Source organism: Rhodosalinus sp. (assembly GCF_046542825.1).
GTDB lineage: Bacteria > Pseudomonadota > Alphaproteobacteria > Rhodobacterales > Rhodobacteraceae > Rhodosalinus.
Genome location: NZ_JBKHAQ010000043.1, coordinates 1 through 21,584 on the forward strand (window position 1 = coordinate 1; position 21,584 = coordinate 21,584).

Consider the following 21,584-nt stretch of genomic DNA (forward strand, 5'->3'; position numbering starts at 1 on the left):
AAGAACTACATCGACAGTTACCAGGCCGCGCTGGCTGCCGAGCGGGCGGACCGCCCCGAGGCGGTTCCGATGGCAGAGGTCTTTGTCGCCGCACGCCAGCTGAAGTACGGCGAGAAGCTGACGGCAGAGGACGTGCGCAGCGTGCCGTGGCCCGAGCAGGCTTTGCCCGAAGGGATTTTCGTGGCCGGCGACGAGTCGCTCTTCAGCGACGAGGGCGCGCGCACCGTGCTGCGCACGATGGAAAAGGGCGAGCCGCTGCTTGCCGTCAAGCTGACCCGCCCCGGCGAATCCGCAGGCATCACCACGCGCCTCGAGCCGGGCATGCGCGCCTTCGCGATCAAGGTCGACGTGGCCTCGGGCGTGTCGGGCTTCCTGCGGCCGGGCGACCGGGTGGACGTCTACTGGACAGGACGCACGGAGGGGGCCGACGGACGCGGCCGCGGCGAAGTCACCAAACTGATCGAAAGCGGCGTGGAACTCGTGGCTGTCGACCAGATCGCCGACAGCGGCGATCTCGCCGGCACGACGATCGCGCGCACCGTGACGGTCGCGGCCAGCCCGCAGCAGGTCGCGGCCCTGGCGCAGGCCCAATCGACCGGCCGGCTTTCGCTGTCGCTGGTCGGTGCCAACGACAACACCGTGGCCGAAGCCCTGCAGGTCGATCAGATGCGTCTGCTGGGAATCGTGGCGGAACCCGAGGCCGCCCCGGTCGCGCCGGAAGAAGAATGCACGATCCGCACCCGCCGGGGCAACGAGGTCGTCGAGATCGAAATTCCCTGCACGAATTGAGCGCGATCAAGGACTTGCCCGTCCGGCGGGCGAGCGCAAGGGCAGCAGCCAGATCGGCATGTTGCCCTTTGTCCACATAAACCGCGCCCCGAAAGATGTTGATTCTTGCAATAATTTCACGCCTGCCCCACTCTGCCGTGAAACGCGGCCGAAGAACCGCCCCTTTCCGTGATCGAGAGGCAGGTCACATGACATTCGAGCGAGCCTTCCGCGCCACGCTACTGGGCATGGCGGTCGCCCTTTCCCAACCTTCGCAACCGGCGTGGGCAAATGACGTGCGCGTGCTCAATTCCGGCACCTCCTCCTCGCTGTCGGTGGCGATGAATCGTGCCGTCGTGGTGGAAAGCGAGACCCCCTTTGCGGAGTTGTCCATCGCCAACCCGCAGATCGCCGACATCTCTTCGTTGTCGGACCGCACGATCTATGTTCTCGGCCGCGCGCCAGGCATCACCACGCTGACGCTGCTCGACGCGAACGGCCAGCTGATCACCAATGTCGAGGTGAAGGTCGCCGCCGACGTCACCGAATTCAAGGAACGCCTGCGCCAGATCCTGCCCGGCGAGAACATCGAGGTGCGCGCGGCCAACGATGGCATCGTCCTGTCGGGCACAGTCTCGTCCACGCAGAAGATGGAGCGCGCGCTGGAACTGGCGAAACGCTACGCGCCCGAGCGGGTATCCAACCTTATGAGCGTCGCCGGCGTGCAGCAGGTCATGCTCAAGGTCCGCTTCGCGGAGATGCAGCGCTCGGTCTCGAAGTCGCTGGGCACCTCCTTCGCCCTTGGCGGAGCGGCGCTCGACGGAGATCTCGGCGTGCAGTCCGGGACCAATGCCGGTGCGTCGGGCACGTCCCAGACCTCCCTGCTGGGCGGCAACCTGCCCAATGCCAGGGAGAGCAACGGTGCTCTGCTGCTGGGTTTCGACGTGGGCGCGGTCGAGGTGGGCGTGCTGCTCGAAGCTCTGGAATCAAAGGGCATGGTGCGCACGCTGGCCGAGCCGAACCTGACCGCCCTTTCCGGCCAGGAGGCGAAGTTCCTCGCCGGCGGCGAATATCCCGTGCCGGTCGCACAGGAAGGCGGCAGCGTCTCGGTCGAGTTCAAGCCCTTCGGCATCGAGCTCAACTTCATCCCTCGGGTGGTGGACGACGACCTGATCAACCTGGAGCTTGAGGCGGCGGTCTCCTCCATCGATCCCGCGAACGGCCTCCAGCTCGACGCGTTCCGAATCGACGCCTTCAGCCGGCGCGAGGCCTCGACCACGGTCGAGATGCGCGACGGCGAAAGCTTCGCCATCGCCGGCCTGCTGCAGGACGACTTCCGCGACGTCTCCGGACAGGTGCCCTGGCTGGGCGACATTCCCGTCCTGGGCGCTCTCTTCCGCAGCGCCGAATATCAGCGCGAGCAATCCGAGCTGGTGATCATCGTCACGCCCCATCTGGTGACGCCCACGCGCGGCGAGGCGCTGGCCCTGCCGACCGACCGGGTCCGCCCGCCCACCGAAAAGGATCTTTTCCTGCACGGCCGCGTCAGCGACCGCAGCCGTCCCGCGCGCGGCGCGGCCGGAGAGGTCGCACGGCAGGACTTCTCGGGCTCCTACGGCTACGTCATGGATTGAGGGACAGGAGAGTTCCGATGCCGAAACCGCTCGTGCCCCTCGCCAGTCTCGGCCTCGCGGCCAGCCTTCTGGCCGCCTGCACCCCGGATCAGCGCACCGCGTTCTTCAACGAAGCCGGCGTGCTGGCAGACTCGAACGGCACCTTCGGCAACGCCACGATGCACAACACCCAGTGCATGACCGGGCAGAAAGAGTGCATCAACGGCCTGGCTCGCAAGTTCGCCGACTCGGTGGAGACCACGGTCAACTTCGAGTTCGACAGCGCGCATCTGACACCGCAGGCGCGGGCGACGCTCGCGCGTCAGGCGGACTTCGTGCGCCAGTTCCCCGAACTGCGCTTCAGTGTCTACGGGCACACCGACCTCGTCGGATCGAACGCCTACAACTACCGGCTGGGCCTGCGCCGGGCGCAGGCGGTGGTGGACTTCTTCGCCCGGCAGGGGATCAGCCGCGACCGGCTGGAAGCGCTCGTCTCGTTCGGCGAGACGCAGCCGCTTGTCGTGACCGAGGGACGCGAGATGCGCAACCGCCGCACGGTCACCGAAGTCTCGGGATTCTACGAGCGTCATCCTACGGTGCTGGACGGGCGCTATGCCGAAGTCATCTATCGCGAATACGTGGACAGCGCGGTGCCGAGCACCGGTCTGGCCGGCAGCGAGGGCGACGGGTTCGGCTCCGGACAGTAGAGCCCTCAAGCCGCGGATCGTCGCCATACACCCCAATAATACGATCTTTCGGCCCTAGATTCGCCTCAGTTTTCCACGATCTTCGTCTGGCGGCAGGGACTGCCGCGACCGAAACGGTCGCGCCCCGCACGCGAATGGCCGCGCACGCAGGGCGGCCCAACGGACAGGACGTGAGGCAATGACAAGTACGGCGAGCCTGCAACCCGAACCGGCCCCGATCATGGCCTGCACGGTCAGCCGCGACGTGCAGGAGTTCGACCTACTGATCGAGGACATGGAAGCGGCGCTTGGCGAAAGCTGGGGCGATCTCGGCTTCGCGGAGGCGATGACCTTCTTCAATCAGCCCGAGGCCGGAACGCTCGAATTCGTGGCCATGGCCATCGACGGGGAGGACGAGGAGAACCTGCCGATGCTTGGCGAGGTGATCGCCGCAGCCTCGGCCAGGGGGATCAAGGTGATCCTGATCGCCGAGGACGTGACCCCGGCCTCCCTGCATCAGTTGCTGCGGCAGGGCGCGGACGAATTCGTGCCCTATCCGCTGCCCGAGGGCGAGCTCTCCGCGGCGATCAAGCGCCTGCGCCAATCCTCGGTTGCGCAGACCAGGGCGGAAGGCGGCGCATCGCTGGGCAAGGGCGGCGACGGCGACGGGGTCATCCTTGCCGTGCAGGGCATGGCAGGCGGTGTGGGCGCCACGACCTTCGCGGTCAATCTCGCCTGGGAACTGGCCACGGTCGTCAAGGAGAATGCGCCGCGGGTCTGTCTTCTGGACCTCGACCTGCAGCACGGATCGGTCGCCACCTACCTCGACCTGCCGCGCCGCGAGGCGGTACTGGAGATGCTGACCGACACGGAGAGCATGGACGACGAGGTCTTCGGCCAGGCGCTGATGGCCTACGAGGACAGGCTGCATGTGCTCACGGCACCCGCGGATCTCGTCCCGCTCGATCTGATCGGCCCGCAGGACGTGGAGCGCGTGCTCGACATGGCGTCGCGGCACTTCGACTTCGTGGTCGTCGACATGCCCGGCGCAGTGGTCCAGTGGACGGAAACGGTTCTGACCGCGGCGCATGTCTACTTCGGCCTGGTGGAACTCGAGATGCGTTCGGCGCAGAACACCCTGCGCCTCAAGCGCGCGCTTCAGGCCGAGGAACTGCCCTTCGAGAAGCTCCGCTTCGCCCTCAACCGGGCGCCGCGCTTCACCGATCTCAACGGCAAGGCGCGCATCAAGCGCATGGCCGAGTCGCTCGGCATCGGGATCGAGCTTCAGCTCGCCGACGGCGGCCGTCAGGTCACGCAGTCCTGCGACCACGGCACGCCGCTTGCGGTGTCGGCGGCGAAGAACACGCTGCGCCGCGACATCGCGAAGCTTGCCCGGTCGCTCTACGACATCGGCCGCAACTCGGCCGAGGCCGCCTGAGGAGGTTCGCGATGTTTTCGCGCTACAAGAAGCCCGCCGGCAACGATCCCGCGCCCGCCCGCGGCAGTGCCGATCGCGGGCCTGCCCCCAAACCCGCCGTCCGCGAGATCGAGCAGCCGGCGGTCATTCGCAAGCCGATGCCGCGCCGCGCAGGCCAGACGGCGCCGGGCGACAAGGACAAGAAGCGCAAGGAGCGGCTTGCCGAGATCAAGCTCGAACTGCACCGCGCGCTGCTTGAAAACCTGAACCTCGCCGCGCTCGAACACGCGACCGAGGCCGACCTGCGCGCAGAGATCAACGATATCGCGACCGAGGTGCTTCAGGAAAAGGGCATCGTCCTCAACCGCGAGGACCGCACGACCCTGAACCAGGAGCTCTACGACGAGGTCCGCGGGCTGGGCCCGCTCGAGACGCTGCTGCAGGACGACAGCGTCAACGACATCCTTGTCAACGGCCCGCACCAGATCTTCGTCGAGCGCAGCGGCCGGCTGGAACTCAGCGACGTCACCTTCAAGGACGAGCGCCACCTGCAGCGGATCATCGACAAGATCGTCAGCGCGGTGGGCCGCCGTGTCGACGAGTCGAACCCTTACGTCGATGCCCGCCTCGCCGACGGCTCGCGCTTCAACGCGATGGTCCCGCCCATCGCGGTGGACGGCAGCCTTGTCTCGATCCGGAAGTTCAAGAAGGAAAAGCTGGGAATCGACGATCTGGTCAGGTTCGGCGCCTTCACCGAGGAAATGGCCGCCTACCTCCAGGCTGCGGTCGCCTGCCGGCTCAACGTGATCGTCTCGGGCGGCACGGGCTCGGGCAAGACGACGACGCTCAACGCGCTCAGCTCCTTCATCGCCGACGATGAGCGGATCCTGACGATCGAGGACACCGCGGAACTGCAACTTCAGCAGAGCCATGTCGGCCGGATGGAAAGCCGCCCGCCCAACGTGGAAGGCAAGGGCGCGGTGACCCAGCGCGACTGCCTGAAGAACGCGCTGCGGATGCGTCCCGACCGCATCATCGTGGGCGAGACCCGGGGCGAGGAGGTGATCGACATGCTGCAGGCGATGAACACGGGCCACGACGGCTCGATGACGACGATCCACGCCAACAACGCCCGCGACGCGGTCTCGCGCCTCGAGAACATGATCGCGATGGCCGGCATCGAGATGCCGCTCAAGGCAGTGCGCAGCCAGATCGCCAGCGCCGTCAACCTGATCGTGCAGGCCAGCCGCCTGCAGGACGGCTCGCGCCGGATGGTTTCCATCACCGAGGTCACCGGCATGGAGGGTGAGGTGATCTCGATGCAGGAGGTGTTCCGCTATCAGCGGGTGGGCCTGACACCGGAAGGCAAGATCATCGGGCATTTCACCGCGACAGGTGTGCGCAGCCACTATGCGGAGCGCTTCCGCCAGTGGGGCTACGACCTGCCGCCCTCGATCTTCGATCCCATAGCGGCGGAGTGAGCGGATGGAAATCTCGGCCGAACCGCTCATCTACGCCGCGATCTTCGTCGCCGTGCTTTTGATGGTCGAAGGCGTCTATCTGACGGTCTTCGGCAAGTCGATCAGCCTCAACAGCCGGGTCAACCGCCGGCTCGAGATGCTGCAGGGCGGCACCCGCCGCGAAGAGGTGCTGGCCACCCTCCGAAAGGAGATGGACCAGCACATGCGCTCGCGGTCCGTACCGCTTTACGCGATGCTGGCCGACAAGGCGCAGAAGGCCGCGATCGCCTTCACCCCCAACCAGCTGATCATGATCATGGGCGCACTGTCGCTGATGGCCTTCCTCGGGCTTTCGGTGGCGACGGAGACGGCGTTTCCGGTGCGCGTGGTGACCTCGATCGCGATGGGCGTCGGCGGGGTCTATTTCTGGGTCAACAGCAAGGCCAAGAAACGCCTCAAGATGATCGAGGAACAGCTTCCCGACGCGGTGGAGCTGATGGTGCGCTCGCTGCGCGTGGGCCACCCGTTCTCGTCTGCCCTTTCGATCGTGTCGAAGGAGATCCCGGATCCTCTCGCCACCGAATTCGGGGTCATCGCCGACGAATCCACCTACGGCCGCGACGTGGGCGAGGCGCTCAAGCACATGGCGGAGCGGCTGGACATGCAGGACCTGCGCTTTCTCGCGGTGGCCGTGACGATCCAGCAGCAGTCCGGCGGCAACCTGGCCGAGATCCTGGACGGACTGGCCAAGGTGATCCGCGCGCGTTTCCGCCTGTTCCGGAAGGTCAAGGCGATCACGGCCGAAGCGCAGTGGTCGGGCAACTTCCTGTCGGCCTTTCCCATCGTGGCACTGATCGGCATCAACATTCTCGAGCCCAACTACTATGACGAGGTGCTGGACCATCCCCTGTTCGTGCCCGCCTGTTTCGTCGTGGGAATCCTGCTTGTGGCGAACCTGCTCGTGATGCGGGCTCTGGTGAACATCAAGGTCTGAGGAGGCCCTGCCGATGGAGACCCTCGCGATCCTGCACATGATGCTGACCGACATGTTCGGCCCGATGGGACCTGTCATCGCGCTTGGCGGCGTCGGCCTGTTCTTCGTGCTGCTCGCGCTGCCCCTGCTGCTGCGCGGGCAGACGGACCCGATGGAGAAGCTGAAGGCCCAGGCCGAGGGGCGCGACCGCGACCGCCCCCGCGACGGCCAGGCGGTGCTGCGCCAGCGCGAACGCTCGGACCGGCTGAAGAAATACGCGAACTTCCTCGAGCCGCAGGATGCCAAGGAACTCTCCGAGATGCGGCTCAGGCTGCTGCAGGCGGGCTACCGGTCGCGCGAGGCGGTGCGCATCTTCCACTTCGCGCAGATGACGCTCGGCCTCGCCGGTCTGATCGCGGGCGTGATCTACACGCTCGTGCTGGTCGGGGCAGACCAGTTGTCCGCGCAGCAGCAGATCGGCTTCATCCTCGGCCCCGGCGCGGCGGGTTACTTCCTGCCGAAGTACTGGATCACGCGGCGCGTGGCCGAGCGCAAGGAAGAGATCACGCTCAATTTCCCCGATGCGCTGGACATGCTGCTGGTCTGCGTCGAAGCCGGCCAGTCGCTGAACCAGGCAATCATCCGCGTGGCGAAGGAGCTTCGCGCCTCCTCGCCCTCGCTGGCCGACGAGTTCGAGATCGTGAGCCACGAGATGAAGGCCGGCAAGGACAAACCCGCCGTGCTCAGTGACATGGGCGAGCGCTGCGGCGTGCAGGACGTGTCCAGCTTCGTGACCGTGCTGATCCAGAGCCAGACCTTCGGCACCCCGATCTCCGACGCGCTGCGCGTCTACGCGAGCGAGATGCGCGACAAGCGGGTGATGCGCGCCGAAGAGGCTGCCAACAAGCTGCCCACCAAGATGACGCTCACCACGATGGTGTTGACGGTCCCGCCGCTGCTGATCATCCTTGTTGGGCCGTCGGTCGTGGGACTGGGCAAGCTCGGCGAACTGAGCGCCGGCAACTGAGGCAGATTGGGGCTAAGGGAACCTTCGCATGGCGCTTGCGCGCGCGGCATGGCCGGTCCTCTTCATCCTGTCGCTCGCAGCCTGCAGTGAAACGTCCCGCCCGGATCGCACCTTCGCGCCGCCTGTCGATCCGCGCGGCAGGTCGGTCGACGGCATGTTGGTGGGACACCGCCTGATGCAGGCGGGCGAGGCGGAGCTGGCGCTCGAGGCCTTTCAGCGCGCCGCGGCCGAGCAGGGCCTGACGGCGGAAACGCTCAGCGCGATGGGAACGGCGAACCTTGGCCTCGGGCGGCTCAATCAGGCGGAGAACCTGCTGCGCCGGGCGACCGAAGCGGGCGATGCCTGGCCCGAGGTCTGGAACAACCTGGGCGTCGTGCTGATGGAACGCGGCAAGACGGCGGAAGCGGCGCAGCTCCTGCGCAAGGCCTATGCGCTCGACAATGGCGAAAGCGACGCAATTCGCGACAATCTTCGCCTTGCCCTCGATAAACTCGAAAAAACCGCGTATGATCCCCGGCAACAACAAGACTACAAGCTGGTGCGCCGCGGGTCGTCCGACTACCTGATCCGCCGCGTGCCCTGAGAGGCAAGAGCAGCAAGGGACGCAGGGACATGCGCCAACCGGTCATGGTGGCCCTCTGCGCGGCGGGTATCGTCGCGCTGTCGGGGTGCGGTGCCACGCGCAGCGACAACGAGGTCGATCGCGCGCTGGCCGGCATCAATGTCGTCGATGAGACAAATCTCAACGAGGTCATGCTCTCCGCGGCCGACCCGGACGAGGCGGTGAATTATTTTCAGCGGGCCGCCGCGCAGCAGCCGGACCGTATCGACCTGCTGCGCGGGCTTGCGGCCTCGCTGGTGCGCGCCGACCGCGCGACGGAGGGCGTGCCGGTCTGGACGCGCGTCACCGAGCACGCCGAAGCCACCGACGAAGACAGCGTGGCTCTGGCCGACGCGCTGATCCGGACCGGCAAATGGGACCGTGCGGAAGCGTTGCTGGACGGCATCTCGCCCACGCACGAAACCTTCCGGCGCTACCGGCTGGAAGCGATGGTCGCGGATACCAACGAGGAATGGCAGAAGGCCGACAGCTTCTACGAAACCGCACTGGGGCTCACGACGCAGCCTGCGGGGGTTCTGAACAACTGGGGATTCTCCAAGCTCACGCGCGGCGATTATGCCGAGGCGGAGCGCCTTTTCGGCGAGGCGATCCAGCAGGATCCGAAACTCTTCACCGCGAAGAACAATCTCGTCCTCGCGCGCGGCGCGCAAGGCAACTACTCGCTGCCCGTGATCCCGATGAGCCAGGAGGAGCGTGCGCAGCTTCTGCACACGCTGGGACTGTCGGCGGTCAAGCGCGGCGATGTCGAGACCGGCAAGGGCCTTTTCCGCGACGCGCTGGAGACGCATCCGCAGCATTTCGAGCCCGCGGCGCGCAGCCTTGCCGCACTGGAAGGCTGAGGCAGCGATGGCGATCGAGGCTGCCGCCGCGCTCTGGTTCCTGCCCTTCGTGGTGCCGGTGTGCCTTTACGTCGCCTGGTCCGACCTGGCGACGATGAAGATCCCCAACATGGCCAACCTCGCGCTTGCGGGCATCTTCGTCGCGGTCGGCCTCCTGGCCCTTCCGCTCGAGGACTATGCCTGGCGGCTTGCGCAGCTGGGTCTCGTGCTGCTGGCCGGCATCGTGCTGAACGCCGCCGGCGCAATGGGTGCGGGGGATGCCAAGTTCCTCGCCGCCGCCGCACCTTTCGTGGCACCTGGCGATGCGCTGACGCTCATGTTCCTCTTCTCCGCCGTGCTGCTTGCGGCCTTCGTCGCCCATCGCGCGGCGCGGGCCACCCCGCTGCGTAGGCTGGCGCCCGACTGGGAAAGCTGGACGCGCGGACGCGACTTTCCCATGGGCCTCGCGCTTGGGCCCACACTGATCGCCTATCTGGCGCTTGGCGCGCTGCACGGGGCCTGAGCCCGGGCGATCGCCCCGAAAATGCCCAATTCCCGCCCTGCCAGCGGTGCGCATCGCCTGCGATGACCTGCGCGTGTGCAATTGCACCCAGGGAGATCCGACATGAACATGGAAGCGCCCCCGACGGTCATGGCACCGCCCCCGCCGAAGGGGCTGGAGGACATGCGGCTGCCGGTGGTGATGATGCGGGACATCCTGCTCAAGACCATGTTCCGCAAGAACCTGGACCTTGTGACCGAGATCGCGCGCGCCGTCTGCCTGCCGGTCAACGTCACGCAGGATATCGTCGATATCGCCCGCAGTCAGAAGCTCCTCGAGGCCACGGGCACGCTCAACGCCAATTCCGGCGGCGAGATGGGATATCAGCTGACGGATGCCGGCAAGACCCGCGCGCTCGACGCGCTGGCGCAGTCGGAATACTTCGGCGCCATGCCCGTGCCGCTGCAGGTCTATCGAGAGCAGGTGGCCCGCCAGTCGATCCGCAACATCCAGATCACGCGCGCCCAGCTCGTCAACGCAATGGGCCACCTTGTGCTGCCGGAGGACCTCCTGGACCATCTGGGCCCCGCGGTCGGCGCCGGCCGGTCGATCCTGATGTACGGGCCTCCCGGCAACGGCAAGAGCTCGATCTCGAACGGCATCCGCGACGCGATGGGCGACAAGGTCTATGTGCCCCGCGCCATCGAATATGCGGGCCAGGTCATCACCGTCTACGACCCAATCGTGCACTCCAGGGCCGAGGAAGAGGTGGACGACCCGACAAGCCTGCGGCGCCGCCGGACCTTCGACACGCGCTATGTGCGCTGCGAACGCCCCACCGTGATCACCGGCGGCGAGCTCACGCTCGAGATGCTCGACCTGGTCTACAACCCGACGGCGCGCACCTATCAGGCGCCGCTGCAGCTGAAGGCCACGGGCGGCATCTTCATCGTCGACGACCTTGGCCGGCAGAAGGAGCCGCCGCAGGCGCTGATCAACCGCTGGATCGTGCCGCTGGAGGAATCGAAGGACATCCTGGCGCTGCAGTCGGGCGAGAAGTTCGAGGTGCCCTTCGACACGCTGGTGATCTTCTCGACCAACTTCCACCCGAACGAGATCTTCGACCAGGCGGCGCTGCGCCGGATCTTCTACAAGATCAAGGTGGACGGCCCCAGCCAGGAGAACTTCCTCAAGATATTCGCGCTGGTCGCCCGCAAGAAGAAGCTGCCCCTCGACGAGGAAAGCCTGATCTACCTGTTGCAGGAGAAATATCCGACCATCGACAACGTCTATGCCAACTATCAGCCGGTCTTCCTGATCGACCAGATCCTGTCGATCTGCGCCTTCGAAGGCATTCCGAACCAGATGCGCCCCGACCTGATCGACCGCGCCTGGGCCAACATGTTCGTGCGCGACGAGCAGATCGTGAAGTGAGCCATTCGGCGGGCGCGAACCTCAACGACCGGGGCCGCGACCTGATCCGCGCGGTGCGCCGCTACGAGTTCCTGCTGATGGGCGAAGTCCTGTCCGGCTGGACGGACGAGGAGCTCGCCGCCTTGCTGCCGCTGCGCGCCCGCTTCTCGACATGGATCGAGGATGCCGGCGCCCACACTTCGCCACGCCTGACCGCCGGGATCGGGGCGCTGCGCCGTGGCCTGAGGGCGTCAGCCGACTGACTGCCCGGAACGCCCGGGCGGTGCTGCCGGTCTTGCTCGCCGAAACGTCCACAGGCCGAGCAGAAGCAGCCAGAGCGCGACGGCGGGTTCGGCGAGCTGGCAGGCGGCGCAGGCCGGCGCGATGCTGTCCGCGAGATCAGGCACGAAGATGCGGCGCTGGCTGCCACCCCGATGGACGAATCCCGCCGGAAGCTGTCATGCGATCTGGCCCTGCTGATCGGGGCGCCCGGTCGCGCCAGGCCGTCCCTGTCGCCCACCTCCGGCGCGCGGCAGTTTTCGCGCAGTCTGCGCGAGGCAGCATCGCCTTGTCGCGCCCTGCATGTCCCCTCCCCTCCGCGCGCCGCTCTGCTACATGAGGCGCATGACCGCCCTGCCCCCGCGCTTTTCAGACTGGTTCGCCGCCCGCGGCTGGGACATCCACCCGCATCAGGCCGAGATGCTCGCGCGCGCCGACGCGCCCGCGCTGCTCCTCGTCGCACCGACCGGAGGCGGCAAGACGCTGGCGGGCTTCCTGCCCTCGCTCGCCGAACTCGCGGACGGCGGGCGCGAGGGTCTGCACACGCTCTACGTCTCGCCGCTCAAGGCGCTGGCCGCCGACATCCGGCGCAACCTGACGCGTCCGATCGAGGAGATGAGCCTGGCCGTCCGGGTGGAGGACCGCACCGGCGACACCTCCTACACCCAGAAGCGCCGGCAGCGCGCCGATCCGCCGCATATCCTGCTGACGACGCCCGAAAGCCTTGCCCTGCTGACCAGCTACGAGGATGCGCCGCGCATCTTCGCGGGTCTCGAAAGGGTCATCGTGGACGAAATCCATGCGCTGGCCGAATCGAAACGGGGCGATCAGCTGATGCTGGCGCTGTCGCGGCTGGAAAGCCTGCGGCCCGGATTGCGGCGCGTCGGGCTTTCCGCCACGGTCGAGGATCCCCCGGCGCTGGCCCGCTTCCTCGCCCGCGCCGAGGCGCCGGCCGAGGTGCTGACCGCCGATCCCGGGCCGGACCCGGACATCCGCATGATGCGCACCCGCGCCGCGCCGCCCTGGGCCGGCGGCGGCGGCGCCTACGCGATTCCGGAGGTGCTGGAGGCGGTGCGCGCGCATCGCACGACGCTGATCTTTCACAACACCCGCGCGCAGGCGGAGATCTTTTTCCACACCCTCTGGCTCGCCAACGACGACGGCCTGCCCATCGGCATCCACCATGGCAGCCTGGACCGCGCGCAGCGCGAGCGCGTGGAGGCCGCGATGGCCGTGGGCGAGCTGCGCGCCGTGGTCTGCACCGGCTCGCTCGACCTTGGCATCGACTGGGGCGACGTGGACCTGGTGATCCAGGTGGGCGCGCCCAAGAACGTCAAGCGGCTGGTGCAGCGGATCGGACGGGCGAACCACCGCTACACCGCGCCGTCGAAGGCGCTGCTCGTGCCCGCCAACCGCTTCGAGGTGGTCGAATGCGAAGCCGCGCTTCAGGCCGTGCGCGACCACGACCTCGACGGCGAACCGCGCGGACCCGGCCCGCTGGACGTGCTCTGCCAGCACATCCTGATCACGGCCTGCGCGGGCCCCTTCCACGCCGACGATCTGTTCGACGAGGTGCGCCGCGCCGGCCCCTACGCAGGCCTCGGCCGCGCCGATTTCGACGCCTGCCTCGACTTCGCGGCCACGGGGGGCTACGCGCTGCGGGCCTACGACCGCTGGCAGCGGCTGAAGCAGGACGCCGAGGGGCGCTGGCACCTGCGCGACCCGCGCGCGGCACAACGCATCCGCATGAACATTGGCACGATCCAGGACACTGACACGCTCAAGGTGCGCATGCGCGGGCGCGGCCCGATGCTGGGCGAGGTCGAGGAAGGCTTCGCCGCCTCGCTCAGCCCCGGCGACAGCTTCCTGATCGGCGGCCGCATCGTGCGTTACGACGCGCTGCGCGAGCTGACGGTCGAGGTCTCGCCGTCGGCTCGCACCACGCCGAAGATCGCCGTCTTCAACGGCACCAAGTTCGCCACCTCGACGCAGCTCTCGGCCCGCATCCTGCGGCTGTTCGGGCAGGACCGCTGGCCCGAGTTGCCCTCGCACACGGCCGAGTGGCTGGCCCTGCAACGCCAGGTCTCCCGCCTGCCCGTGCCCGACCGGCTGCTGATCGAGACCTTCCCCCACGAGGGCCGACAGCATCTTGTCGCCTACGGATTCGCGGGGCGGAACGGGCAGCAGACGCTGGGCCTTCTGCTGACGAAACGGATGGAGGATATGGGGCTCGACCCGCTGGGCTTCGTCTCGACCGACTACGCCACGCTGATCTGGGGGCTGGAGACAGTGCCGGACCCCGCGCCACTCTTCGACATCGCGGCACTGGAGGCAGGACTGGAGCACTGGCTGGCCTCGAACGCGGTGATGAAGCGGACCTTCCGCGCCTCGGCCACCATCGCCGGGCTGATCGAGCGCAACACGCCGCAGGCGAGGAAATCCGGCAAACAGGCGACGTTTTCCTCCGACATCCTCTACGACACGCTCCGCAAATACGACCCCGGGCACCTGATGCTGCGGATCACGCGGACCGAGGCCATGCGCGGGCTCGTCGATTTCGACCGCATCCGCGAGATGTGCGCACGCGTGGCGGGTCGCGTCGACCACGTGGCGCTGGAACGCGTCACGCCGCTCGCCGCACCGCTCTTCCTCGAACCCGGCCGCGTGCCCGTGGAGGGCGCCGGCCGCGAGCGGCTGGCCGAAGAAGCAGCTGCCGTGCTGATGGCCGAAGCCGGCCTGAACACCTGACGCGGGCGATTTTTCGATCGAAAAATCGCCTTCATCGCCCGCGCCCCGCACAGAAAAATCTTCGATCGAAGATTTTTCGGGCCTCTTGCCAAGCCCGCCGCGACGGGGCACAGAACAATGCATGAACGGCTACGACTTCACCCTCGCCGGGCAACGGCTTTCCGCCCTGGGCAGCGGCGCGCTCTGGTGGCCCGAACGGCGGATGCTCTGCGTGGCGGATCTGCACCTGGGCAAGGCCGAGCGCCACGCGCGGCGTGGCGGCGCGGCGCTGCCGCCCTATGAGACCGCCGATACGCTCGAACGCCTCGACGCCGATATCGCCGCCACCGGCGCGGTGTCCGTGCTCTGCCTCGGCGACAGCTTCGACGACGACGCGGCGGCCGTGACGCTCCCCGAGGCCGCCCGGCTCTGGATCTCCCGCATGCAGGCCGGCCGCACATGGGTCTGGATCGCGGGCAACCACGATCCCGGCCCGGTCGAGCTTGGCGGCACGCATCTGGCCGAACTGCCTGTGCCGCCCCTCGTCTTCCGCCACATTGCCATGCCTGGCGCGACAGGCGAGATTTCGGGCCATTACCATCCCAAGGCGCGCATCCGCACCCGGGCAGGCACGCTCGCGCGCCGCGCCTTCCTGATCGACGGGGACCGCGTGGTGATGCCGGCCTACGGCACCTACACCGGCGGTCTCGACTGCCACGACCGGGCGCTGGCCGACCTGATGCGCCCGGACGCGCTGGCCGTGCTGACCGGGCCGCGGGCCCTTCCGGTCCCGATGCCGCGCCGGGCGGCCTGAGGTCATCTTGCGGGCATCGCCCGTGGCGGGCACTGTTCCACCCGACAAGCGCGAGACATCCCATGCCCCATGACGGCCCCCTCGACCCGGACCGCGCCCGCGCGATCCGTGACAGCTTCGCCGCACAGAGCCTGATGGCGACACTCGGCGCGCGCATGACCATGCTCGCGCCCGGACGCGCGATCATCGAGGCGCCCATCCTGCCCGGTGCGCGGCAGCAGCACGGCTATGCGCACGCAGGCCTGACCTTCTCCCTGGGCGACAGCGCGGCAGGCTACGCGGCGCTGACCGTCTTGCCCGCGGGAAGCGAAGTGCTGACAGCCGAGATCAAGATCAACCTGCTCGCGCCCGGCGCCGGCGAGCGCCTGATCGCCACCGGCCGCGTGGTCAAGCCCGGCCGGCGGCTTGTCGTGGTCACCGCCGAGGTCGAGGCGGAGCACGACGGCGCGCGGCGCCTGATCGCCGTGCTGCAGGGCACGATGGTGCCGGTGCCGCCTGCCTGAGGGCGGGTGACGGCCGCGCCGCTCAGGCTGTCAGCCCCTCGGGCTCCGGCAGCCCGGCAGCCCGGCAGGTCGCGGTCAGCGTGTTGGCCAGAAGGCAGGCGATTGTCATCGGCCCCACCCCGCCCGGCACCGGGGTGATCGCACCAGCCACAGCCGCGCAACTGTCGAAATCGCAGTCACCCATCAGCCGGGTCTTGCCCGTCACGGGGTCCTCGATCCGGTTGATGCCGACGTCGATCACCGTGGCGCCCGGACGAATCCAGTCACCCGTGACCATGCCCGGCCGCCCCACGGCGGCGACCACGATCTCGGCCCGGCGCACCACCTGCGGAAGCTCGCGCGTCCGCGAGTGGGCCAAGGTCACGGTGCAGCTGTCGCGCAGCAGCAGCTGCGCCATCGGCTTGCCCACGATGTTCGACCGGCCGATCACCACCGCCTCGCGCCCCGAAAGACTGCCCAGCCGGTCGCGCAGCATCATCAGGCAGCCCAGCGGCGTGCAGGGCACCAGCGCCTTCTGCCCGGTGGCGAGCAGCCCCACGTTCGAGATGTGAAAGCCGTCCACGTCCTTGGCCGGGTGGATCGCCGCGATCACCTTGTCCGCGTCGATCTGCGCGGGCAGCGGCAACTGCACCAGGATGCCGTGCACGGCCGGGTCCGCATTCAGCCGCGCGATCAGCGCCAGAAGCGCATCCTCGGACGTCCCGACCGGCAGCCGGTGCTCGAAGCTCTGCATGCCGGCCTCGACCGTCTGCCTGTGCTTGTTGCGCACGTAAACCTGGCTTGCCGGATCCTCGCCCACCAGCACCACCGCCAGCCCCGGCACGATCCCGTGGGCGCGCCCGAGCACGGCGACATGCCCGGCCACCTCGCCACGTATCCGCGCCGCGAAGGCCTTGCCGTCGATGGTCTGCGCCGTCATGCCGTCCCTCTTTCCCAGCTTCCGCCGGATTACGCGCCCACCTCGCGACGGTGCGTGCCAGCACGCACCCTACATGCGCCCCGCGCCCGGCCCTGCTTCCTCTTGCCAAAAATACCCCCGGCCAGGGGCCTGTCCTTCCGTAGCACAGGTTCCCACGGAAGCCCAGTTGGCTTTGATCCTTGCTTTGAAGTCAGCCGGTTAGACTCTCATGGCCGCGCGGGAGTGTCCGGGCGGTCGCAACGGCGAAGGTGGATCGGAAGAAGGATGCGCAACGGTCAAACCGAACAGCCTGCGGGTCTCCCGTCTCAGATCCCTGCCCCCTGGCAAACACGGCGACGGGCGCGGTCTCCGGCAGCGCGAGCGCCCCGGCGACGGGGCGCAGCGGATCCGTCGCTTCACGCCTTTCGGGCGGATACGGGAGATGGGCCTCGCCTGGCCGCGCGACGTCGGGCTGGCAGAGGCGGCGCGTGACCATTCGACATGCGGGCACGCGCTGGCGGCCGGCAACGGGCCTGGTCCGGTCGCCCGGCGCCCGCGCGCGGTGGACAGCCTGCCGCCTTCCTGGGTGTCCGCGCGCGGGCATCGAAAGGCCGCGTGGGCGCCCGGGAAGCGCGGGCTGCTGCAGCCGTCAGAGAGTCGCTGCAACCCGGCGGACCACGTCCAGTCTGGCGGCGTTGGGCGGATGGGTGCCCAGGAACCTGTTGCCGGGATCCGGAAGCCGCTCGAAGAAGCGGGCGCCGCGCAGCGGGTCGTATCCGGCGCGCGCGGTCAGCACCGTGCCCAGCGCGTCGGCCTCGAGCTCGAACTCCTTTGAGAAGCGCCGCGCGCCCAGGAGCGCGCCGACTTCCTCGGCAGAGCGGACGGAGTCGGCGTTGCCACCGGAGAGCGTGACAAGGCGCCCCAGGACAAGCGCGCCGGTCTCCGCATGGACGCGGGCCTGATCGATGTGGCCGAGCAGATGATGCGCGGCCTCGTGGCTCATGATGAAGGCAAGCTCGTCTTCGTTTTCCACCATGGCGATCAGGGGAATCGTGAAGGCAATAACGGGCCGCCCGCGCCGGTCGAGCGTCTGGAAGGCGTTCGCCGGCTGGCCGGGCCTGTCGTCCACGACGATCTGGAAGTCGCAGCTGCCTTGTGTGCGCAGGGCGCGGCACTCGCGTTCCGCGACCGGCTCCACGGCGGCGACGACCGATGCGAAGCGGCGGACCGCTGCATCGGCCTGCGCACGTATCTCCGGCGCGAGGACGGACGCTTCGGGCGCCGGCGGCATGGGCCGCGGCGCGGGCGGGGCCGCGCATCCCGCGAGCGCAGCGAGAACGGCAAGAGCGGCAAGCAGGCGGTGCATGGCGATTCCGGCGAGATCGGTCTGGTTGGGGAGATAACCTCTTTGCCGCATCCCCTCCAGCCACAAGGCCGGGAGTGCCGTCCGCTTGCGAATCGCCACCGAGCCGCTAACTTCGGCGCATGTTCAGCATCGAGCACGACTTCGACGCCACGGTGGTCACTCTCGTGGACGAGGGCACGGGGCGCTTGCAGGAGGACGTGATCGTGCACGGCTTCGAGGATTGCGTCACGGTCGAGCAATACGATCCGCGCACCGACCGGGTGCAGCGCGTGACGCTCTCGATCACCCAGATGCGTGACCTCGCCGCCGCCTTGCGCCTGCCGGAAGGGGTCTATACCCGCAAGGGACAGTGAGCGCCGCCAGAGCCGCCACATCAGCGCCCCGCGAGGTCTCATGCCTGTCGTTGCCCGATTCTACCGGTTCGCCCAGATCGACGACCCCGCGGCGGTGCGCGCGGCCGCGCGCGCCGCGCTGGGGGAGGCCGGCGTGCGCGGCACGCTGCTGATCGCGGAAGAGGGCATCAACGGCACGCTCGCCGGCTCCGAATTGGCGCTCGGCGCAGCGCTTGCCTTCCTTCGGTCGCTGCCGGGCTGCGCCGGGCTGCGCTTCGAGGAGAGCGAGGCGGAAACGGAGCCTTTCGCCCGCCTGAAGGTGCTGGTGAAGCCCGAGATCGTGACCATGGGCACGCCGGGCGTCAGGCCGGCCGAGCGCGTCGGCACCCATGTCGCCCCCGAGGACTGGGGCGACCTCATCCGCCGGCCCGATGTCACGGTCATCGACACGCGCAACGACTACGAGGTCGCCCTGGGCAGCTTCCAAGGGGCTGTCGATCCGGGCACGCGCCGTTTCCGGGACTTCCCCGCCTGGTGGCGCGCGAACGGTGCGCGCTTCGGCAACGGTCCCGTGGCGATGTTCTGCACCGGCGGTATCCGCTGCGAGAAGGCCACCAGTTTCCTGCTCTCGGAGGGCGTGCAAGAAGTCTATCATCTCGACGGCGGTATCCTGAACTATCTCGAGTCGGTGCCGGAGGATGAGAGCCTGTGGCACGGGGACTGTTTCGTCTTCGACGGGCGGGTGTCGGTCGGGCACGGGCTGCGCCCCGGACAGGCCGTGCTCTGCCACGCCTGCCGCCGCCCGCTGCGCCCCGAGGATGTTCGTCATCCCGATCACGAGCCCGGCGTGAGCTGCCGTTACTGCGCGTCCGAGACCAGCGCAGAGGACAAGGCGCGTTACCGCGAACGGCACCGCCAGATGCGGCTCGCACAGGCGCGCGGACGCCAGCACATGGGCCCGCAAGGCGCAGGCTGACCCGAAGAATTTTCGATCGAAAATTCTTCTGATCCCGCGCCCGGCGCCGCACGAATTTTCGATCGAAAATTCGCCGCGGCTCAGGCCGGCGCAGGCCACGGGCAACGGGAGCGCAGCAAGAGCATCGCGACAATCCCGATATCGAGCAGATTCCACGCGATTTCGTCCAGGAAGGCAGCGCGGCAGGACGGTCGATCATGATCGCCGGCACCCTGCCGCGCCGTTCCGTGCGCATCGCTGGTCCATGTTGTGCCCTCCCTGCCCGTTGCGACATGTGCAGAAGGCGCCGCTGCCACCACGTCGGGGCCTGTTGACGCGGTCCCTGCGCGCGACAAGGATCGCCGCGATGGGCGAGAGGACCGGGATGGACAACGCGCGGGACATGCTGGTGCGGCTCTGGCGGGCCGGGGTCGCCGCGGTGGAGGGGCGACAGGCGGTGGCGCACGCGCTGGACGCGGCACCCGTGCCGCGCCCGGACCTCGTGCTCGCCGTGGGCAAGGCTGCCGTGCCGATGGCGCGGGCGGCGCTCGACCGCTTCGGACGGGTGCCGGCGCTTGCGGTCACGAAGCACGGCCACGGCGACGGCCACGGCGACGGGCAGGCGGGACACGACGGGCAGGCGGGACTCGAGGTGATCGAGGCCGGCCACCCGCTGCCCGACGCCGGCAGCCTGCGGGCCGGGGCCGCCCTTCTGGAGCGCGTGGCGGCCTGCCCGCCCGGGTCGCATCTGCTGCTGCTGATCTCCGGCGGCGCCTCCGCATTGGCCGAGGCGCCGGTCGCGGGCCTGACCCTCGACGACCTCGCGGCAGAGACGCGGGCGCTGATCGCCTCTGGTGCCGACATAGCGACCATGAACGCCCGGAGGCGGCAGCTGTCGCGGATCAAGGGCGGGCGGCTCCTGCAGGCTTTCGGCGGCGCGCGGGTGACGGTGCTGGCGATTTCGGATGTGCAGGGCGACGACATCGCCGTGATCGGGTCGGGGACAGGACTGGTTCCGGAAGGGGCAGGGTTCGCGCACGAGACCCGCATCGTCGCCTCCAACGCGGTGGCGCGCGCGGCTGTGGCGGCGGAGGCCCAGACGCTGGGCCTGACGGTACAGGGCAACGCGGAAAACCTCTACTGCGACGTGGGCGAGGCCGCTGCCATGATCGGGGCGCGACTGCGCGCCGGGCCGCCGGGGCTGTGGATCTGGGGCGGAGAGCCCACGGTGGTCCTGCCTGAGACGCCGGGGCGCGGCGGGCGCAACCAGGCGTTGGCGCTGATGGTCGCGCGCGGGATCGCGGGGCAGGAGGGCGCGGCGGCACTGATCGCGGGCACCGATGGCACCGACGGGCCGACCGGCGCGGCCGGCGCCTTCGTGGATGGGGCGAGCTGGGGGCCGGGGGCCGGTGCGGCACTCGCCGCCGCCGACAGCGGCACATGGCTGGCCGCAAACGGGCTGCTCTTCGAACCCGGCCCCACCGGGACGAATGTCATGGACCTGGCGCTGGGGCTGAAGGCGGGCTGATGCGGCTGTTCCTGTCGATCCCGATGCCCGAGGAGGTGCGCGAGGTGCTGGAGGACGTGCAGATCGACCTGCCCGCCGGGCGCCCCGCCGACCCCGATCAATTCCACCTGACACTGGTCTTTCTCGACGAGCAGACCGAAGAGGCGGCGCAGGCGATCCACGAGGCGATGCAGGGGCTGCGCGCCGAAGCGGTCGAGGTCCGCCTGACCGGCCTGGAGCTCTTCGGCGGGCGCGCGCCGCGCGTGCTCCATGCCGGTGTCGCCGATCCCGAACCGCTGCGCGCCTTGCAGTCGAAGGTGCTGGCACGGCTGCGCGCGGCGGGTGTCGCGCCCGGGCGGCGGCGGTTTCGCCCGCATGTCACCATCGCCCGCTTCGGCCATCTGCGCCGCGACGAGGTGACGCTGCTGGAACGGTTCCTGACCGAGAACGGCCATTTCGAGGCGCCGCCCTTCACGGCCCGGGCGGTAAAACTCGTTCACTCCGTCCTCCGCACGGGCGGGGGGGCACGACACGAGACCCTGGCGGACTACCCGCTGGGCTGAGGGCCGCGAGGAGGGACCGCAGGAACCGAAGAGCCCCATGGCGATGTGGCGCGCGGTCGCTTGGTCGGGTCCGCAGGCACTCGCGCAGATGGGTCTTTCCGCCGTATCGGCCTCGCAAGTCGGCGGGAGTGTCGTAGGTCCGGCTGCGCCGGATCGTCCCTGTGACCTTTGTCATCCGTGCCACTCACGCAGCCCTGTCGCACCTCGCCGGCGTGACTAAAGTGTGACAAAACGCAAGGCCAAGGCCCTGTTTTTCCTAAGCTTCTGGGATTTAAGGGAGAAAAGATGGTGCGGTCGAGAAGACTCGAACTTCCACGGGTTTTACCCCACAGCGACCTCAA

21 protein-coding genes are annotated in these 21,584 nt (G+C 68.6%); 19 read left to right on the plus strand and 2 right to left on the minus strand.

Features of this window, described 5'->3' with window-relative positions:
* The 15 genes from cpaB to ACLFOB_RS07640 form a co-directional block, all read left to right on the plus strand.
* The coding region (gene cpaB / locus ACLFOB_RS07570; RefSeq protein ID WP_410925682.1) for a Flp pilus assembly protein CpaB at positions 1-789 on the plus strand (789 nt) is incomplete at its 5' end.
* A gap of 188 nt (positions 790-977) precedes the next feature.
* On the plus strand, positions 978-2,402 hold the full coding sequence (locus ACLFOB_RS07575; RefSeq protein ID WP_410925683.1) for a type II and III secretion system protein family protein: 1,425 nt from the start codon (positions 978-980) through the stop codon (positions 2,400-2,402).
* Between the two features lie 17 nt (positions 2,403-2,419).
* Positions 2,420-3,088 carry an OmpA family protein gene (locus ACLFOB_RS07580; protein WP_410925684.1) on the plus strand — a complete coding sequence of 223 codons (669 nt, stop codon included), beginning with the start codon at positions 2,420-2,422 and terminating at the stop codon, positions 3,086-3,088.
* A 178-nt stretch (positions 3,089-3,266) separates the two neighbouring features.
* Positions 3,267-4,505 (plus strand): CpaE family protein, encoded by a 1,239-nt coding sequence (locus tag ACLFOB_RS07585; RefSeq protein ID WP_410925685.1) that lies wholly within the window; start codon positions 3,267-3,269, stop codon positions 4,503-4,505.
* A gap of 11 nt (positions 4,506-4,516) precedes the next feature.
* Positions 4,517-5,965: a CpaF family protein gene (locus ACLFOB_RS07590; protein WP_410925686.1), complete on the plus strand. Its 1,449-nt coding sequence runs from the start codon at positions 4,517-4,519 to the stop codon at positions 5,963-5,965.
* 4 nt (positions 5,966-5,969) lie between these two features.
* Complete coding sequence (locus ACLFOB_RS07595) at positions 5,970-6,938, plus strand: type II secretion system F family protein (RefSeq protein ID WP_410925687.1); 969 nt, start codon at positions 5,970-5,972, stop codon at positions 6,936-6,938.
* A 13-nt stretch (positions 6,939-6,951) separates the two neighbouring features.
* A complete protein-coding gene (locus ACLFOB_RS07600; protein ID WP_410925688.1) occupies positions 6,952-7,944 on the plus strand; it encodes a type II secretion system F family protein in 993 nt (330 codons plus the stop codon).
* A gap of 28 nt (positions 7,945-7,972) precedes the next feature.
* Positions 7,973-8,527, plus strand: coding sequence for a tetratricopeptide repeat protein (locus ACLFOB_RS07605; RefSeq protein WP_410925689.1), 555 nt, complete (start codon positions 7,973-7,975; stop codon positions 8,525-8,527).
* Positions 8,528-8,556: 29 nt separating this feature from the next.
* Positions 8,557-9,405, plus strand: a complete 849-nt coding sequence (locus tag ACLFOB_RS07610) for a tetratricopeptide repeat protein (RefSeq protein WP_410925690.1) — start codon at positions 8,557-8,559, stop codon at positions 9,403-9,405.
* Between the two features lie 7 nt (positions 9,406-9,412).
* Positions 9,413-9,907, plus strand: coding sequence for a prepilin peptidase (locus tag ACLFOB_RS07615; protein WP_410925691.1), 495 nt, complete (start codon positions 9,413-9,415; stop codon positions 9,905-9,907).
* Between the two features lie 102 nt (positions 9,908-10,009).
* Positions 10,010-11,320: an ATPase gene (locus tag ACLFOB_RS07620; RefSeq protein ID WP_410925692.1), complete on the plus strand. Its 1,311-nt coding sequence runs from the start codon at positions 10,010-10,012 to the stop codon at positions 11,318-11,320.
* Positions 11,317-11,562 carry a hypothetical protein gene (locus tag ACLFOB_RS07625; protein WP_410925693.1) on the plus strand — a complete coding sequence of 82 codons (246 nt, stop codon included), beginning with the start codon at positions 11,317-11,319 and terminating at the stop codon, positions 11,560-11,562. Before ACLFOB_RS07620 ends, ACLFOB_RS07625 begins: the two co-directional genes overlap by 4 nt.
* A 361-nt stretch (positions 11,563-11,923) precedes the next feature.
* The gene (locus ACLFOB_RS07630) at positions 11,924-14,326 is read left to right on the plus strand and encodes a ligase-associated DNA damage response DEXH box helicase (protein ID WP_410925694.1); all 2,403 of its coding nucleotides are present in this window, start codon (positions 11,924-11,926) and stop codon (positions 14,324-14,326) included.
* Positions 14,327-14,447: 121 nt separating this feature from the next.
* A complete protein-coding gene (pdeM, locus tag ACLFOB_RS07635; protein WP_410917067.1) occupies positions 14,448-15,119 on the plus strand; it encodes a ligase-associated DNA damage response endonuclease PdeM in 672 nt (223 codons plus the stop codon).
* 62 nt (positions 15,120-15,181) lie between these two features.
* A complete protein-coding gene (locus ACLFOB_RS07640) occupies positions 15,182-15,622 on the plus strand; it encodes a PaaI family thioesterase (protein ID WP_410925695.1) in 441 nt (146 codons plus the stop codon).
* A 22-nt stretch (positions 15,623-15,644) separates the two neighbouring features.
* Here ACLFOB_RS07640 and ACLFOB_RS07645 read toward each other — a convergent pair whose 3' ends face one another.
* Both ACLFOB_RS07645 and ACLFOB_RS07650 read right to left on the minus strand, forming a co-directional pair.
* On the minus strand, positions 15,645-16,541 hold the full coding sequence (locus ACLFOB_RS07645; protein ID WP_410917071.1) for a bifunctional methylenetetrahydrofolate dehydrogenase/methenyltetrahydrofolate cyclohydrolase: 897 nt from the start codon (positions 16,539-16,541) through the stop codon (positions 15,645-15,647).
* A gap of 628 nt (positions 16,542-17,169) precedes the next feature.
* Positions 17,170-17,886, minus strand: a complete 717-nt coding sequence (locus ACLFOB_RS07650; protein ID WP_410917083.1) for a M48 family metallopeptidase — start codon at positions 17,884-17,886, stop codon at positions 17,170-17,172.
* A gap of 119 nt (positions 17,887-18,005) precedes the next feature.
* Between ACLFOB_RS07650 and ACLFOB_RS07655 the strand changes: the two genes are divergently transcribed.
* From ACLFOB_RS07655 to thpR, 4 genes are all read left to right on the plus strand, one after another.
* Entirely contained in the window at positions 18,006-18,239 is a 234-nt protein-coding gene (locus ACLFOB_RS07655) for a hypothetical protein (protein ID WP_410917073.1), read from the plus strand.
* A 40-nt stretch (positions 18,240-18,279) separates the two neighbouring features.
* On the plus strand, positions 18,280-19,194 hold the full coding sequence (locus ACLFOB_RS07660) for a rhodanese-related sulfurtransferase (RefSeq protein ID WP_410917074.1): 915 nt from the start codon (positions 18,280-18,282) through the stop codon (positions 19,192-19,194).
* A 346-nt stretch (positions 19,195-19,540) separates the two neighbouring features.
* The gene (locus ACLFOB_RS07665) at positions 19,541-20,701 is read left to right on the plus strand and encodes a glycerate kinase (RefSeq protein WP_410925696.1); all 1,161 of its coding nucleotides are present in this window, start codon (positions 19,541-19,543) and stop codon (positions 20,699-20,701) included.
* On the plus strand, positions 20,701-21,243 hold the full coding sequence (thpR, locus tag ACLFOB_RS07670) for an RNA 2',3'-cyclic phosphodiesterase (RefSeq protein WP_410925697.1): 543 nt from the start codon (positions 20,701-20,703) through the stop codon (positions 21,241-21,243). The genes ACLFOB_RS07665 and thpR overlap by 1 nt, the downstream gene beginning before the upstream one ends.
* Positions 21,244-21,584: the final 341 nt, after the last annotated feature.